At 64.4% G+C, this 13811-nt stretch carries 16 protein-coding genes and 1 tRNA gene; all 17 read left to right on the top strand.

Features of this window, described 5'->3' with window-relative positions:
* Positions 1–11: 11 nt before the first annotated feature.
* The 17 genes from EYV96_RS02630 to EYV96_RS02550 all read left to right on the top strand — a co-directional run bounded on the left by EYV96_RS02630 (position 12) and on the right by EYV96_RS02550 (position 13724).
* Positions 12–1565, top strand: a complete 1554-nt coding sequence (locus EYV96_RS02630) for a DHA2 family efflux MFS transporter permease subunit (RefSeq protein WP_131149958.1) — start codon at positions 12–14, stop codon at positions 1563–1565.
* 101 nt (positions 1566–1666) lie between these two features.
* Positions 1667–2152 (top strand): polyhydroxyalkanoate synthesis repressor PhaR, encoded by a 486-nt coding sequence (gene phaR / locus EYV96_RS02625; protein WP_131149957.1) that lies wholly within the window; start codon positions 1667–1669, stop codon positions 2150–2152.
* 108 nt (positions 2153–2260) lie between these two features.
* Positions 2261–3007, top strand: coding sequence for an acetoacetyl-CoA reductase (gene phbB / locus EYV96_RS02620; RefSeq protein ID WP_131149956.1), 747 nt, complete (start codon positions 2261–2263; stop codon positions 3005–3007).
* A 108-nt stretch (positions 3008–3115) separates the two neighbouring features.
* A complete protein-coding gene (locus tag EYV96_RS02615) occupies positions 3116–4510 on the top strand; it encodes an FAD-dependent oxidoreductase (protein WP_131149955.1) in 1395 nt (464 codons plus the stop codon).
* Positions 4503–4898: a DUF3293 domain-containing protein gene (locus tag EYV96_RS02610; protein ID WP_131149954.1), complete on the top strand. Its 396-nt coding sequence runs from the start codon at positions 4503–4505 to the stop codon at positions 4896–4898. The genes EYV96_RS02615 and EYV96_RS02610 overlap by 8 nt, the downstream gene beginning before the upstream one ends.
* A gap of 69 nt (positions 4899–4967) precedes the next feature.
* Complete coding sequence (gene ccmA / locus EYV96_RS02605) at positions 4968–5606, top strand: cytochrome c biogenesis heme-transporting ATPase CcmA (RefSeq protein ID WP_131149953.1); 639 nt, start codon at positions 4968–4970, stop codon at positions 5604–5606.
* Positions 5603–6289: a heme exporter protein CcmB gene (gene ccmB / locus EYV96_RS02600; protein ID WP_131149952.1), complete on the top strand. Its 687-nt coding sequence runs from the start codon at positions 5603–5605 to the stop codon at positions 6287–6289. Before ccmA ends, ccmB begins: the two co-directional genes overlap by 4 nt.
* 142 nt (positions 6290–6431) lie before the next feature.
* Positions 6432–7190, top strand: coding sequence for a heme ABC transporter permease (locus tag EYV96_RS02595; protein ID WP_131149951.1), 759 nt, complete (start codon positions 6432–6434; stop codon positions 7188–7190).
* The gene (gene ccmD, locus EYV96_RS02590; RefSeq protein WP_131149950.1) at positions 7187–7372 is read left to right on the top strand and encodes a heme exporter protein CcmD; all 186 of its coding nucleotides are present in this window, start codon (positions 7187–7189) and stop codon (positions 7370–7372) included. Before EYV96_RS02595 ends, ccmD begins: the two co-directional genes overlap by 4 nt.
* A 21-nt stretch (positions 7373–7393) precedes the next feature.
* A complete protein-coding gene (gene ccmE / locus EYV96_RS02585; protein WP_131149949.1) occupies positions 7394–7858 on the top strand; it encodes a cytochrome c maturation protein CcmE in 465 nt (154 codons plus the stop codon).
* Positions 7855–9837, top strand: a complete 1983-nt coding sequence (locus EYV96_RS02580) for a heme lyase CcmF/NrfE family subunit (RefSeq protein WP_131149948.1) — start codon at positions 7855–7857, stop codon at positions 9835–9837. The genes ccmE and EYV96_RS02580 overlap by 4 nt, the downstream gene beginning before the upstream one ends.
* Entirely contained in the window at positions 9834–10376 is a 543-nt protein-coding gene (locus EYV96_RS02575; RefSeq protein ID WP_131149947.1) for a DsbE family thiol:disulfide interchange protein, read from the top strand. Before EYV96_RS02580 ends, EYV96_RS02575 begins: the two co-directional genes overlap by 4 nt.
* Complete coding sequence (locus EYV96_RS02570; protein ID WP_131149946.1) at positions 10376–10819, top strand: cytochrome c-type biogenesis protein; 444 nt, start codon at positions 10376–10378, stop codon at positions 10817–10819. The genes EYV96_RS02575 and EYV96_RS02570 overlap by 1 nt, the downstream gene beginning before the upstream one ends.
* Positions 10816–11859, top strand: coding sequence for a tetratricopeptide repeat protein (locus tag EYV96_RS02565; protein WP_131149945.1), 1044 nt, complete (start codon positions 10816–10818; stop codon positions 11857–11859). Before EYV96_RS02570 ends, EYV96_RS02565 begins: the two co-directional genes overlap by 4 nt.
* Complete coding sequence (gene metX / locus EYV96_RS02560; protein ID WP_131149944.1) at positions 11860–12963, top strand: homoserine O-acetyltransferase MetX; 1104 nt, start codon at positions 11860–11862, stop codon at positions 12961–12963.
* A 67-nt stretch (positions 12964–13030) separates the two neighbouring features.
* Positions 13031–13612, top strand: coding sequence for a cysteine dioxygenase family protein (locus tag EYV96_RS02555; RefSeq protein ID WP_131149943.1), 582 nt, complete (start codon positions 13031–13033; stop codon positions 13610–13612).
* A 26-nt stretch (positions 13613–13638) separates the two neighbouring features.
* Positions 13639–13724: transfer RNA gene (locus EYV96_RS02550), tRNA-Leu, on the top strand.
* The last annotated feature ends 87 nt before the right edge of the window (positions 13725–13811 follow it).

Here is a 13811-nt window from a genome sequence, read left to right as displayed (position 1 = left end):
GCCGGCAAGCCATGGCCTCCACGCCCGAAGAAGCAACACCCCTCAAACCCCTGCAAGGCGGTGCGCTGGTCTTTCTGACCATCGCCGTCGCGTTCAGCACGTTCATGGAAGTGCTGGACATGACCATCGTGAACGTGGCCGTCCCGCACATCGCGGGCAGCCTCGGCGTCAGTCCGAGCGAGGGCACGTGGACCATCAGTTCGTACGCCCTGGCGAGCGCCATCATGCAGCCGCTCACCGGCTGGCTCGCGCGCCGGTTTGGCGAAGTGAAAACCTTCATCGCCTCGGTCGCACTGTTCGTGGTGTTCTCGATGCTGTGCGGCCTGGCTACCAGCATGCCCATGCTCGTGATCTGCCGCCTGCTGCAGGGCGCCGGCTCCGGCCCCATGGTCGCCCTCTCGCTGACCCTGCTGCTGTCCAGCTATCCGAAGGCCAAGCAGGGCATTGCGCTGGCCTTGTGGGCGATGACCGTGGTGGTGGCGCCCATCTTCGGCCCGATCCTTGGCGGCTGGCTGACGGACAACTTTTCCTGGCCGTGGATCTTCTATATCAACGTGCCGGTGGGCGCGCTGGCGGCCGTCATCACCTGGGCACTGCTGCACAAACGCGAAACCAAGACCTACCAGACGCCGATCGACATGATCGGCCTGATCCTGCTGGTCGTGGGCGTGGGTGCGCTCCAGTTCATGCTCGACAACGGCAACGACCACGACTGGTTCGCGTCGCCGATGATCACCGTGCTGGGCATCACCGCCCTCCTTTGCATTACCTTCCTGATCGTCTGGGAACTGCATGCCAAGCATCCGGTGGTCGACCTGAAGCTCTTCAAGCAGCGCAACTTCACCGTGGGCGTGACCGCGCTGTCGCTGGGCATGATGGCGTTCTTCGGCATCAATGTCGTGTTTCCGCTCTGGCTGCAAACGACACTGGGCTACACGGCGACCTGGGCCGGCCTGGCGACGGCGCCGGTGGGCGTACTGGCCTTCCTGATGGCGCCGGTGATTGGCGCCAACATCAACCGCCTTGACTTGCGCGCGGTGGTGACAGTGGCCTTCCTGATCTTCGCCGGCACGTCGTTCTGGTTCGCCAGCTTCGACAGCTCCGCATCGTTCAATACCCTGGTGTTGCCGCGCTTCATCATGGGCGCGGGCATTGCGTGCTTCTTCATTCCGTTGAACCAGGTGTATCTGTCGGGCCTGCCACCGGAGGAAATCGCCAGCGCGTCGGGCCTGGCCAACTTCTGCCGCACGATGGGCTCGAGCGTCTCCACAGCGGTCACGGTGACCTTGTGGCAGCACCGGGGCGAATACCACCACGCCGTCTTGACCGAGAGCGTGAACCAGGCCAACCCGGCGGCGACGCAGTTCGTCCAGGGGCTGAGTCACGCCGGGTTCGCCGGCCAGAAGGGCCTGGGCCTCATGGACCAGCTGGTCACCCGGGAGGCCCTCACCCTGGCCGTAAACGACGTCTTCTGGCTCTGCGCCGTGCTTTTTCTTGCGATGATCCCGCTGCTTTGGTTCGCCAAGCCGCCCTTCGGCTCGGCCGGTGGCGCCGTAGGCCATTGATGCGAAAAGCCTGAATCGGAAAATGCTGCACCCGCCGGGTGCAGCAAATATATGTCCATGGCAACTGGTGCGGCGCAATACGTTCTGGTAGTTTCCGCCGCATGGCACAAACGATCCGCATCATCAAGAAGTACCCGAACCGTCGCCTTTACGACACGGAGATCTCCAGCTACATCACGCTGGAAGAGGTCCGTCAGCTCGTACTCGATGGTGAAACCTTCGAGGTTCGCGACGCCAAGAGCGGCGAGGACCTGACCCGCTCGGTGCTGTTGCAGATCATCTCCGAACACGAGGAGAAGGGTCAGCCGATGCTGTCCCCGCAGCTGCTCAGCCAGATCATCCGCTTCTACGGTGATTCGCTGCAGGGCTTCATGGGACCTTACCTGGAGCGCAGCCTGCAGGTGTTCCTGGACCAGCAGCAGCAGTTCCGCACCCAGCTCAACAGCCTGCTTGGACAGACGCCCTGGTCGATGCTCAACGAGCTGACCGAGCGCAACATGGAAGCCTGGAAAAACATGCAGCGCGGTCTTGTCGATGCTGCCGCCCAGGCCAATCCTGCCAATCGCGGCGGCAACACCAAGAAGTAGTTCGCTTTTTCTTCACGCGCCCCGGTCGGCCTGCCCACCGGGGCGTTTTCATGTCTCAACCGCTGCAATACAACATGTGTTGCCCTGCGGCATGTCCGGTGGTGTTCCATGCAAAAGCGCGTTGCAATCGTGACCGGTGGCATCGGTGGCCTGGGCACCGAAATCTGTCGCCAGCTCGCCAAAGCAGGTCGGACCGTCGTTGCCGTCGACCTGCCTTTGCGCGACGAGCGAATCGCAGCCTTTCACGCCGCCATGACGGAGTTCGCGGGCGCCGTCACGTTCGAACCGGCCGATGTGAGCGATTTCGACAGTTGCGAGCAACTGGTCCAGCGCGTGGAAGCGACGCATGGCCGCGTCGACATTCTCGTCAATGCCGCCGGCATTACCCGTGACACCAGCCTGCGCAAGATGTCTCCACAGCAATGGCATGAGCTGATGCGCGTGAACCTCGACGGCCTGTTCAACACCTGCCGCCAGGTCATCGACGGCATGAGCGCACGCGGCTTCGGCCGCATCGTCAATCTCAGTTCGGTCAATGGGCAGACGGGCCAGTTCGGGCAGACCAACTACTCTGCGGCCAAGGCGGGCGTGCACGGTTTCGGCATGGCGCTCGCACGCGAAACCGCGCGCAAGGGAATCACCGTGAACACGGTTTCCCCGGGGTACTGCGATACGGCGCTCGTGGCGGCGGTGCCGGCTGATATTCGCGAGCAGATCGTAGCGGACATTCCCGTGGGTCGCCTGGGATCACCGGCGGATATCGCGCGCGCTGTCCGGTTCCTGACGTCCGACGATGCCGGCTACATCACGGGTGCCAACCTGCCGGTCAACGGCGGCTATTTCATGAGTTTCTGATCACGCCGCACTGCGGCGGGCACCAGCAGGTCGAAGCGGCTAACCTTGGCGGATCACCGGTCTTCACGACCCATTCCTCCCTGACACTCACCGGCAACGATCAACTTCATGGCGATCACTCTCATTGGCGGCGGCCTGGTCGGCGCCCTGCTGGCCCAGCAACTGGCTCGTCGCGGGTTCTCTGTTGAAGTCTTCGAGAAACGTCCGGATCCGCGCGTCAGTGGATTCGCGGGCGGACGCTCGATCAATCTGGCGCTTGCCGAGCGTGGATTGCAGGCGTTGCGCACGGCAGGCCTGGCCGACGACGTGATGCAGCGCGCGGTGATGATGCGCGGTCGCATGGTGCACACGCGCGACGGCCGCTCCGGTCTACAGCGCTACGGCGTCGACGACAGCGAGGTGATCTGGTCGGTATCGCGTGGGGCGCTGAACATGCTGCTGCTCGATGCGGCCGAAGCGGCGGGTGTGCGATTCCATTTCGGGCACGGACTGGTCAACGCCGACTTCGAAGCGCAGCGCATTCGCCTGGCTGACGAACACGGCGTCGAACGTGACATCGATGCGCCGGTTGTGATCGGTGCGGATGGTGCGGGCTCGGCGTTGCGCGCTGCCTTGATGCGCCACGCCGACCTTGGCGAGCGCGTGGAGCCGCTCGGGCACGCATACAAGGAACTGGAAATTCCGCCCGCGCAACGGCTCTCCCCCGATCTGCTCCGAAACAGCGGCGGCCATGACCAGTTCGCGCTGGAACCCCATGCCCTGCATATCTGGCCGCGCGGCGGCTACATGTGCATCGCGCTGCCGAATACCGAAGGCAGCTTCACCGTCACGATGTTCCTTCCGGCCCATGGCGCGCATCCGAGTTTCGACACACTGCCGGATGCAGCCGCGGCGGAACGCTTCTTCGCCGATGACTTCCCGGACCTGCTTCCGTTAATCCCGGATTTCCGGGGCGACTACGGCAGCCATCCGGTCGGCACGCTGTCCACCCTTTACCTCGATCGCTGGCACCTCGACGGACGCGCCCTGCTGATCGGCGATGCGGCCCACGCCATCGTGCCCTTCCACGGCCAGGGCATGAACTGTGGCTTTGAAGACACCGTCGTACTGGCTCGCCTGCTGGCCGAGGCACCCAACGACACCGCAGACGTGTTCGCGGAGTTTCAGCGCATTCGCCAGCCCAATGCGAATGCCATCGCGGCCATGGCGCTGGAGAACTACATCGAGATGCGCGACTCGGTCGCCGATCCGCACTACCTCGCCAAACGCGAATTGGGCGCAAGACTGGCCGATCGCGCCCCGGAACATTTCATGGCGCGCTATCGCATGGTGACGTTCACGCACCTGCCCTACCGCTACGCCATGGATCGCGGCCGCGCGCAGGACCAGTTGCTGGAACAGTTACTGCGCGGCTCGACGGATGTCGAGTCGGTCAATCTCGAGGCCGCGGTCACGGCGCTGCGCGCCACCCTTCCCCCGCTTCCCGAGTTGCGGCATGGATGAGGCGCTGCTGCGCGCCTACCTCGCCACCGACTATCAGGTGCGACTGCCGGACGGTCGTCGCGCCAGCCTCCGCGTTGATGCCCCGGTACCGACCGCACTGGCACGGTGGCTCGGGATACGGCCCTGGGTGTACCTCACCGCATGGAACCCGCAATCCAGACCACGCGCCTTTCAGGTCAATCGCCTCGCGCAGCGGAGCCTTCTGGCTGCCCTCGAAGGCCGCCCCGTGCTCGCCGGCGTGGGTATCGGCCCTGACGGTTGGCGCGAATCCAGCCTCCTCGTGGCGGGGCTGGATGTGCCGGAAGCCGACGCGCTCGGCCATCGGTTCGGACAGCTGGCTTACCTTCACGGAAGCGAAGGCGGTCCGGCCCGGCTGCGCTGGCTCTGAGGGCCCGCGAACGTCGGCGGCACTTGGCCGCATGGACAAGTCCGCCGGGCATTTCGGACAATCACAGAAATGACTGCCCACGCCAGCCAGCCCCCTTTCCTGATCGAAGCCCGGGGCCTCTCCTTTTATCGTCAGGATGAGCCCGTGTTCGGGCCGATCGACTTCGCCCTCAAAGCGGGTGAAATCGCACTCGTTGAAGGGGATAACGGCAGCGGCAAGACCACCTTGCTGCGTATCCTGGCCGGCCTGCTGCACGTGGACGAAGGCGATCTGCGCTGGCGTGGCACCACCTGGCGCCGGGACGACCATCTGGGCGACACGATCTTCCTCGGCCACCATCTTGGCCTGAAATCCGATCTCAGCGCGCGGGAGAACCTGGCGGTTGCCGCTGGTCTGTACGGGACTCGCGAAGGGATGGATGTCGAAACCGTGCTGGCACGGATTGGCCTGAGTGGGTACGAAGACGAACCCGTCCGCCGTCTCTCCGCCGGCCAGAAGAAGCGCGTTGCGCTCGCACGCCTCCTGCTGACCCCGGCCACGCTGTGGTTGCTGGACGAGCCATACGCCAATCTGGACCGGATCGGCATCGACCTGGTCAATCGCCTGCTCGCCGACCATGCCGCCACCGGCGGTGCCGCGCTGGTGACCAGCCATGGCGCGGTGAGTTTCCTCGGCGGCGAGCCTCGCCGCATCCGGATGCACGCATGAGCCGGCCGACGCTTTCAGGTGCCTGCGCCGCCATGCTGCGACGTGATCTCACCCTGGCCTGGCGCCGGCGTGGCGACATCGCCATGCCGGTGCTGTACGCGCTGATCGTCGCGACGCTGTTTCCGTTCGCACTGGGGCCTGAGAACGCGCTGCTCGAGCGCATCGCCGGCGGCGTGGTGCTGGTTACCGTGCTGCTGGCCATGCTGCTCGCGCTGGATGCCATGTTCCGCAGCGATATCGAGGATGGTTCGCTGGAACAACTGGTCCTGGCGCCGCAACCGCTTGCCACCTTGCTGGCGATGAAAATCCTCGCGCACTGGATCACCACGGCCCTGCCGCTGATCGTGGTCGCACCGCTGCTGGCTGGCATGCTGCACCTTCCCGCCCAAGTGATGCCGGTACTCGTGCTGAGCCTGCTGCTGGCGACACCGCTGCTGAGTCTGCTGGGCGCGATCCTGGTCGCGCTGACGGCCGGGACACGTCGCTCTGGTATGCTGCTTGCCCTGATGCTGCTGCCTTTGTGCGTGCCCGTGGTGATCTTCGCGGCCGGCGCCGTTGCAGCGGCCCAACAGGGTTTGCCCTGGCTTGCGCCCATTGCCTGGCTGGGCGCCGCCCTGGCCCTCGCGCTGGTTCTCGCGCCGCTGGCCTGCGCCGCCGCCCTCCGCATCGCCCTGGACGCTTGAGAACGACATCATGACCGTCCTGACGACCATGCATCACCCAAGCCACGCATCGCGCAGCGCAACCGGCGCGCGCGTGCCCCACACCCACTTCGTTATCAAGACGGGCGCGCGCCGTTCGTCCCGCATCGACAGGCTTGCCTGAATGGCCAACTGGATTCCCCTCTGGATGCACAAGCTCGGCTCGCCGCCGATCTTCTACCGTTTCGCTGGCGTGCTGCGCCCGTGGATGATCGCGCTTGCGCTGCTGACCGGCATCATCGCGCTCTATGGCGGCCTGGTCCTGGCGCCGGCCGATTATCAGCAGGGTGATGCCTATCGCATCATTTTCATCCACGTACCCAGCGCCTGGATGAGCCTTTTCATTTATGGCGTCATGGCCGTGGCTTCGTTCATCGCGCTGGTATGGCGCCTGAAGCTGGCCGAGATCGTGGCCATGGAATCGGCTCCGATCGGTGCGGCATTTACCTTCATCACGCTGGTCACCGGCTCGCTCTGGGGCAAGCCGATGTGGGGCACCTGGTGGACCTGGGATGCGCGCCTGACCTCGGAGCTTGTGCTGCTGTTCCTCTACCTGGGCGTCATCGGGCTGTATCACTCGTTTGAAGATCGCCGTCAGGGCGCGCGCGCCGCGGCGTTCCTCGCCATCATCGGCATCATCAACGTGCCGATCGTGCACTTCTCGGTGAACTGGTGGAACACGCTGCACCAGGGTTCGACGGTGCGCATCCTCGGCCCTTCCAAGATGAGCGGCAACATGATCTGGCCGCTGCTCACGATGATGGCCGCCACCAAGTTTTATTACATCGCCAGCCTGTTCGGTCGCGTGCGCACTGATCTGCTGGCCATGGAAAGCGGCAAGGACTGGGTCAGGCAGATTGCCGAGAAGGAGGCTGCGCGATGAGCAGCTTCTTCGCCATGGGCGGTTACGGCGCGTATGTGTGGCCCGCCTACGCCGTGTTCTTCATCGTGCTCGCCGCCGACTACATCGCGCCGCAGCTGCGTCGCCGCCGCAACCTGCGCGAATTGCGCAGCCGCATGGCGCGCCAGGCCGCACGCCAGCAACGCACTTCCACGTCGCCCTGAGCGGGCAGGAACGCATCTTTCATGAATCCCACTCGCAAGCGTCGTCTCACCATCGTGTTGCTGGTTATCGCCGCGGCCGTCGTCGCGGTCAGCCTCACTGTGTTCGCCCTGCAGCAGAACATGAATTACCTCTTCACCCCGAGCCAGGTGCAGTCGGGTGAAGCGACCGCGTACAAGACCTTCCGTCTCGGCGGCATGGTCAAGGCAGGTTCCATCCAGCGCAGTCCCGATTCGCTGAAAGTGACCTTCACCGTGGTGGATGCCAGCGGCACGATGCCCGTTGAGTACAACGGCATCCTTCCCGACCTGTTCCGCGACAACCAGTCGGTGATCGCCACGGGCCACATGGACAACGCACGCTTCATCGCCACCGAAGTGCTCGCCAAGCATGACGAAACCTACATGCCGAAGGAGCTGAAGGACGCCATGGCCAAGGCGCACGAAGGTAAGCAGGTTGACGAAGCCGCGCAGGACAAATCGCAATGAACCCCGAAATCGGCCAGCTCGCCCTCATCCTCGCCCTGCTGCTGGCGTTCGCGCAAGGCGTGCTGCCACTGATCGGTGCGTGGCGCAACAACAGCGCGCTGATGGCCGTGGCACGTCCGGCTGCAGCGGGACAGGCGGTGTTCGTCGCGCTGGCGTTCGGCGTGCTGAGCTGGGCATTTCTGCAGTTCGATTTTTCGGTGCGCTATGTCGCCGACAACTCCAATCTTGCGTTGCCCTGGTACTACCGCCTCGCGGCCGTCTGGGGCGCCCATGAGGGTTCGCTGCTGCTGTGGATCTTCATCCTCAACATCTGGACCGTCGCGCTGGCCGCGCTGAGCCGCAATCTGCCCGACGTGTTCGTTGCGCGCGTGCTCGGCGTGCTTGGCCTGGTCGCCGTCGGCTTTCTCGCCTTCATCCTGTTCACGTCCAATCCGTTTGAGCGGCTGATTCCGATGCCGGGCGACGGCGGCGATCTGAATCCGGTATTGCAGGATCCGGGCATGACCTTCCACCCGCCCGTGCTGTACATGGGCTATGTGGGCTTCTCGGTGGCGTTCGCCTTCTCCATCGCCGCGCTGCTTGGGGGTGAGCTGGAGCAGGCCTGGGTGCGATGGGCGCGTCCCTGGACCAATGTCGCATGGGCGTTCCTGTCGGCCGGCATCGTCGCCGGCAGCTGGTGGGCGTATGCCGAACTGGGCTGGGGCGGCTGGTGGTTCTGGGACCCGGTGGAGAACGCGAGCTTCATGCCGTGGCTGGTCGGTGCGGCGCTGATCCACGCGCAAGCGGTGACGGAAAAGCGCGGCGCCTTGCGCGCGTGGACCATCCTGCTGTCGATCTTCGCGTTCTCGCTGTCGTTGCTGGGCACCTTCCTGGTGCGCTCGGGCGTGCTGACCTCGGTGCATGCGTTTGCATCGGATCCGAAGCGTGGCCTGTTCATCCTTTGCTTCCTGGCCGTCGTCGTCGGTGGGTCTTTGCTGCTTTATGCCTTACGCGCACCGAAAGTAGGGGGTGGCAAACCCTTCGGTCTCGTATCGCGCGAAACGGCCATCCTGATTGGCAACCTGATGCTCACCGTCGCCGCGGCGATGGTGTTGCTGGGCACGCTGTTCCCGCTGGTTGGCGATGCGCTGCACCTGGGCAAGGTGTCGGTGGGACCGCCCTACTTCGGTTTCCTTTTCACATTGTTGATGATTCCGATCGTGCTGCTGCTTCCTTATGGCCCCTATTTGCGCTGGGGTACCAAGGGCGATGCATCACTACTCAAGAACGTCACCGTCCGCGCGGGTATCGCAACCGTGGCGTGCGCCATCGTGGCCGCCTTTGTCACGAGCTTCGAGCTGAAAGCCATCGCCGGCACCGCCGCGGCCGTGTGGTGCGGCTTCGGCACGTTGCTTTACGTGTTAAAGCGCTGGCGCGAAATGCCCGCCGGACGCCGTTATCCGGCTGAGATGGCCGGCATGCTGCTCGCGCATTTTGGCGTGGGCGTGTTCCTTGCCGGCGTGCTGCTCACCGAATCGCTGAGCGTCGAGCGCGACGTGCGCATGGCGCCGGGCCAGACCCAGACCATCGGTGGCTATGACTTCCGCTTCGACGGTGTCCATGTCACGGAAGGTCCGAACTGGCACGGCGACCAGGGCGTCGTCACGGTGCTGCGAAAGGGTCGCGAGATCGCCGTGATGCATCCGCAGAAGCGCACCTATACGCGCGGCCAGGTTCAAACCGAATCGGCCATCGACCCGGGTGTGACGCGTGACCTCTATGTCGCACTGGGCGAGCCGATGGATCGCAACAATCCGGAAGGCGCCTGGGCGCTGCGCCTGTACCACAAGCCCTTCGTGCGCTGGATCTGGGCCGGCGGCCTGTTCATGATGCTGGGTGGGTTCTTCAGTGCGGCTGATCGACGCTTTCGTACGCGTCGCGCGGCGGAGACCGAGGCAGCACCCACGGTGATCGCCACTTCGCAGGAGTCGCGTGCATGAGTCGACTGGTTCCGTTCTTCGGTTTCCTTCTGCTGGTTGCCCTGTTCGGCTTCGGCATCTGGTGGAACACGCAGCACGACCAGCGCGAAGTCCCGTCGCCGCTGATCAACAAGGCCGCGCCAGCCTATGTGCTGCCGCGCCTTGATGATCCGACGCAGACCGTCAGTCGCGACAGCATGCTGGGCAAGCCCTACCTCATCAACGTCTTCGCCAGCTGGTGCATTGCCTGCGGCGAAGAACACCCTGTGCTGATGACCGAGGGCCAGCGCATCGGCGTGCCCATCGTCGGCTACAACTACAAGGACGAGCCGGGTGACGCGAAGGCGTGGCTCGACCGACACGGCAACCCCTACGCCATGGTCATCGCCGACCACGAAGGACGCACGGCCATTGATTTCGGCGTATATGGCGCACCGGAGAGCTTTCTGGTCGACGCCAAGGGCGTGATTCGCTACAAGCGCATCGGCCCATTGACGCCGGACGTGATCGAGAAGGAACTCAAGCCGGCCATCGCCGCGCTGCAGAAGGAGGCGCCCTGATGCGCGCCTTGCTCCGTTCGCTTGCGCTGGCGGCGCTGATGGCGCTCAGCACCGTCGTGCTCGCGCAGGCCATCGATCCGCTGCCTTTCAAGGATCACGCCGAAGAGGTGCGTTTCCAGAAGCTCACCCGCGAACTGCGCTGCCTCGTCTGCCAGAACGAGAACCTCGCCGACTCCAATGCCGACCTCGCGCGCGACCTGCGCCGCGAAGTATTCCAGCTGATGCAGTCTGGCAAATCAGACGCGGAGATCAAGCAGTACCTGGTCGACCGCTATTCGGATTTCGTGCTGTACGACCCGCCGGTGCAGGGCAGCACGCTCCTGCTCTGGTTTGGACCGCTGGCGATCTTGCTGGCCGGTGCCGCCGTGGTGGTCACGACCATCCGCAAACGTAATCGCAACGACGCCGGCCCTGCCGCGAACGACGAAGGGGACGACTGGTGAAGCTCGCTTTTTTCCTGGCCGCCGCGGTGATGATCGCCGTGGCGCTCGCCCTGCTGCTGCTTCCGCTCATTCGACAAGGACGCCGGCAGGGACGTTCGCGTGGCGTTTTCGTGCTCGCGCTCCTGGTAGCGTTCGTGGTGCCCTTGTCGGCGGCCGGCCTGTATCTGGCTGTCGGTACGCCAGCTGCACTCGACGGCGTGAAGGTGGCGGATGCCAATCCCTCCATGACGATCGACGAGGCGGTTGCCCAGCTTCGCCAGCACCTCGTCGAGAAACCCGACGATATCCAGGGCTGGTTGCTGCTCGGCCGTACCTACAGTGAAATGAAGAAGCCGGACGAGGCACGCGATGCCTACGACCGTGTCCTCAAGCTCGACCCGAACGTCACCGGCGCCATGATCGGGTGGGCCGAAGCCGATTCGATCGCCCGCACCGATCACCGCATCGAAGGTCGCTCCCGTGATCTGCTGGAGCGCGCTGTTCAGATCGAGCCGGACAACCAGCGCGGACTGTGGCTGCTGGGCATCAGCGATTTCCAACTGGGACAATACATCGACGCCGCCAACACTTGGCGCCGCTTGCAGCCCCTGCTCGACCCGGGCTCCAGCGTTGCCAAAGCCGTCCAGGAGCAGATCGCCGTCGCGGAGGCACGCGCTGGCGGCAAGGCCCCGTCGGAAACCGAAGCCGCACCAGCAGGGGCCTCGCTTGAAGTACGCGTGACGCTTTCGCCCGCTCTCAAAGAAAAGCTCGCGCCGGGCGCCACCCTGTTCGTCTATGCCCGCGCCGAACAGGGCCCGCCGATGCCGCTCGCTGTTGCCCGCCTGGATGCCACGGCCCTGCCCGCCACCGTGACGCTCACCGATGCCATGGCGATGACGCCGCAGCTGAAGCTCTCCACCGTGCCGCGCGTTTTTGTCGGCGCCCGCATCAGCAGCAGCGGCCAGGCCATCGCCCAGAGCGGCGATCTGGAAGGCGACGCAGGCGTGGTTGCCGTCGACAGCAAGACACCCGTTTCGATCATCATCGACAAGGTCCACTGAATGAGCCAGGACGCTCGCCGTTACTTCGAACTACCTTCGCCCTTCCCGATGAAGCGCGGCGGCGAACTACACGGCGCGCGTGTCGCCTACGAAACCTGGGGCGACCTGAACAAAGCGCGCGACAACGCCGTGCTGATCCTTACCGGCCTGTCACCGAGTGCCCACGCAGCATCGAACGCGGAAGATCCGTCGCACGGCTGGTGGGAAGCGATGATCGGCCCCGGCAAGGCGATCGACACCTCCCGTTGGTTCGTGATCTGCGTGAATTCGCTGGGCAGCGACAAAGGCTCCACCTGCCCCGCGTCGCCCGATCCGGCCACCGGCCAGCCCTACCGACTTACCTTCCCGGAGCTGGCGCTGGAGGACGTTGCCAACGCGGCACATGCGGCCGTGAGCGGTCTGGGCATCGATCAACTCGCCTGCCTGGTCGGCTGCTCGATGGGCGGCATGAGTGCGCTGGCCTACATGGTGCTCCACCCCGGCAGCGTCCGGACGCATATCAGCGTTGACACCGCGCCGCAGGCGCAACCTTTTGCCATCGCTATCCGCTCGCTTCAGCGCGAGGCCATCCGGCTCGATCCGAAATGGAACGATGGCCTGTACGACGACGCCAGTTACCCCGACACGGGTATGAGCATCGCGCGCAAGCTGGGCGTGATCACCTACCGTTCCGCCATGGAATGGAATGGCCGATTCGCGCGCATCCGCCTGGAAGCCGAACAGCGCGACGACAATCCCTTCGGCTTTGAATTCGAGGTTGAATCGTACCTGGAAGGCCACGCACGCCGCTTCGTGCACACCTTTGATCCGAATAGCTACCTTTATCTGTCGAGGGCCAGCGACTGGTTCGATATTTCCGAGTACGGCGGCGGCAGCATTCACGAAGGGTTGCGACGCATTCAGGTGGAGCAGGCCCTGGTCATCGGCGTCAGCACCGACATCCTGTTCCCGCTGGAGCAGCAAGAGCAGATCGCCGAGGGCCTGGAGGCAGCCGGCGCCGCGGTCGAGTTCGTGGCGCTGGATTCACCCCAGGGGCACGATGCCTTTCTGGTCGATATCGAGAACTACAGCCGGGCAATCGGGAATTTTCTGTCGCAAGTATGAGCGCTTTCCTGCCAGACCATGAACAGTCTGGTAAGATCAAGACGTTAGTCGCGCTCCCGAGATTGCCATGCTTACCCTGGAATTCCCCGGTTGTCGCAAGCTGATCGACGCCATCGACGAAGCCGTCAGCAAGCCGACCACGCCCGAAATCACCGACAGCCTGCGCAATAGCCTGTGCAAGCTCATTCGCGGCAAGGAAGTCACCTTGCCTGACTGCGTGTTCGAGACTGCCGAGGGCCGCTACGCCCGCCGCGAGCTGTACCGCAGCGATGAACACGGCTACTGCGTCGTCGCCATGACCTGGGGCCCCGGCCAGGGCACCCCGATCCATGACCATTGCGGCATGTGGTGCGTGGAAGGTGTCTGGAGCGGCGCATTGGAAGTGGTGCAGTACGAACGCCTCAGCGATGCTGACGGACAGTGGCGCTTCGCCCCGGTTGGCTCGATCCAGGCCGGCCCCGGCTCCGCCGGCAGCCTGATCCCGCCGCACGAATACCACACCATTCGCAACCCCAGCGACGACAGCGTCGCCGTGAGCCTGCACATCTACTCCGGCAACATGACCCACTGCGCCATCTTCCAGCCCATGGAACAGCCGCAGTGCTATTCGCGCACGGATCGCCAGCTAGGTCTCGACCCGGTTCACTAAACCCGGCATAATGCCCCGCTCGCAGTGCCGGTGTGGCGGAATGGTAGACGCGGCGGACTCAAAATCCGCTTCTGGCGACAGAGTGTAGGTTCGAGTCCTATCACCGGTACCACTGATTGAGGCCCCTATAAGGGGCCTTTTTCATGCCTGCGATTCAGTGAATCGTCCGCATGCGACGCCGACATTCCGGATCATCGAC

The sequence above is a fragment of the Dyella terrae genome, from assembly GCF_004322705.1.
Taxonomy (GTDB): Bacteria; Pseudomonadota; Gammaproteobacteria; order Xanthomonadales; family Rhodanobacteraceae; genus Dyella_D; species Dyella_D terrae.
This window is presented reverse-complemented; position numbering and strand designations above follow the sequence as displayed.

Excerpts from the sequence above, each read along its gene's own strand:
- EYV96_RS02630 (WP_131149958.1), top strand. The coding sequence starts at position 12 with ATGGCCTCCACGCCCGAAGAAGCAACACCCCTCAAACCCCTGCAAGGC.
- phaR (WP_131149957.1), top strand. The coding sequence starts at position 1,667 with ATGGCACAAACGATCCGCATCATCAAGAAGTACCCGAACCGTCGCCTT.
- phbB (WP_131149956.1), top strand. The coding sequence starts at position 2,261 with ATGCAAAAGCGCGTTGCAATCGTGACCGGTGGCATCGGTGGCCTGGGC.
- EYV96_RS02615 (WP_131149955.1), top strand. The coding sequence starts at position 3,116 with ATGGCGATCACTCTCATTGGCGGCGGCCTGGTCGGCGCCCTGCTGGCC.
- EYV96_RS02610 (WP_131149954.1), top strand. The coding sequence starts at position 4,503 with ATGGATGAGGCGCTGCTGCGCGCCTACCTCGCCACCGACTATCAGGTG.
- ccmA (WP_131149953.1), top strand. The coding sequence starts at position 4,968 with ATGACTGCCCACGCCAGCCAGCCCCCTTTCCTGATCGAAGCCCGGGGC.
- ccmB (WP_131149952.1), top strand. The coding sequence starts at position 5,603 with ATGAGCCGGCCGACGCTTTCAGGTGCCTGCGCCGCCATGCTGCGACGT.
- EYV96_RS02595 (WP_131149951.1), top strand. The coding sequence starts at position 6,432 with ATGGCCAACTGGATTCCCCTCTGGATGCACAAGCTCGGCTCGCCGCCG.
- ccmD (WP_131149950.1), top strand. The coding sequence starts at position 7,187 with ATGAGCAGCTTCTTCGCCATGGGCGGTTACGGCGCGTATGTGTGGCCC.
- ccmE (WP_131149949.1), top strand. The coding sequence starts at position 7,394 with ATGAATCCCACTCGCAAGCGTCGTCTCACCATCGTGTTGCTGGTTATC.
- EYV96_RS02580 (WP_131149948.1), top strand. The coding sequence starts at position 7,855 with ATGAACCCCGAAATCGGCCAGCTCGCCCTCATCCTCGCCCTGCTGCTG.
- EYV96_RS02575 (WP_131149947.1), top strand. The coding sequence starts at position 9,834 with ATGAGTCGACTGGTTCCGTTCTTCGGTTTCCTTCTGCTGGTTGCCCTG.
- EYV96_RS02570 (WP_131149946.1), top strand. The coding sequence starts at position 10,376 with ATGCGCGCCTTGCTCCGTTCGCTTGCGCTGGCGGCGCTGATGGCGCTC.
- metX (WP_131149944.1), top strand. The coding sequence starts at position 11,860 with ATGAGCCAGGACGCTCGCCGTTACTTCGAACTACCTTCGCCCTTCCCG.
- EYV96_RS02555 (WP_131149943.1), top strand. The coding sequence starts at position 13,031 with ATGCTTACCCTGGAATTCCCCGGTTGTCGCAAGCTGATCGACGCCATC.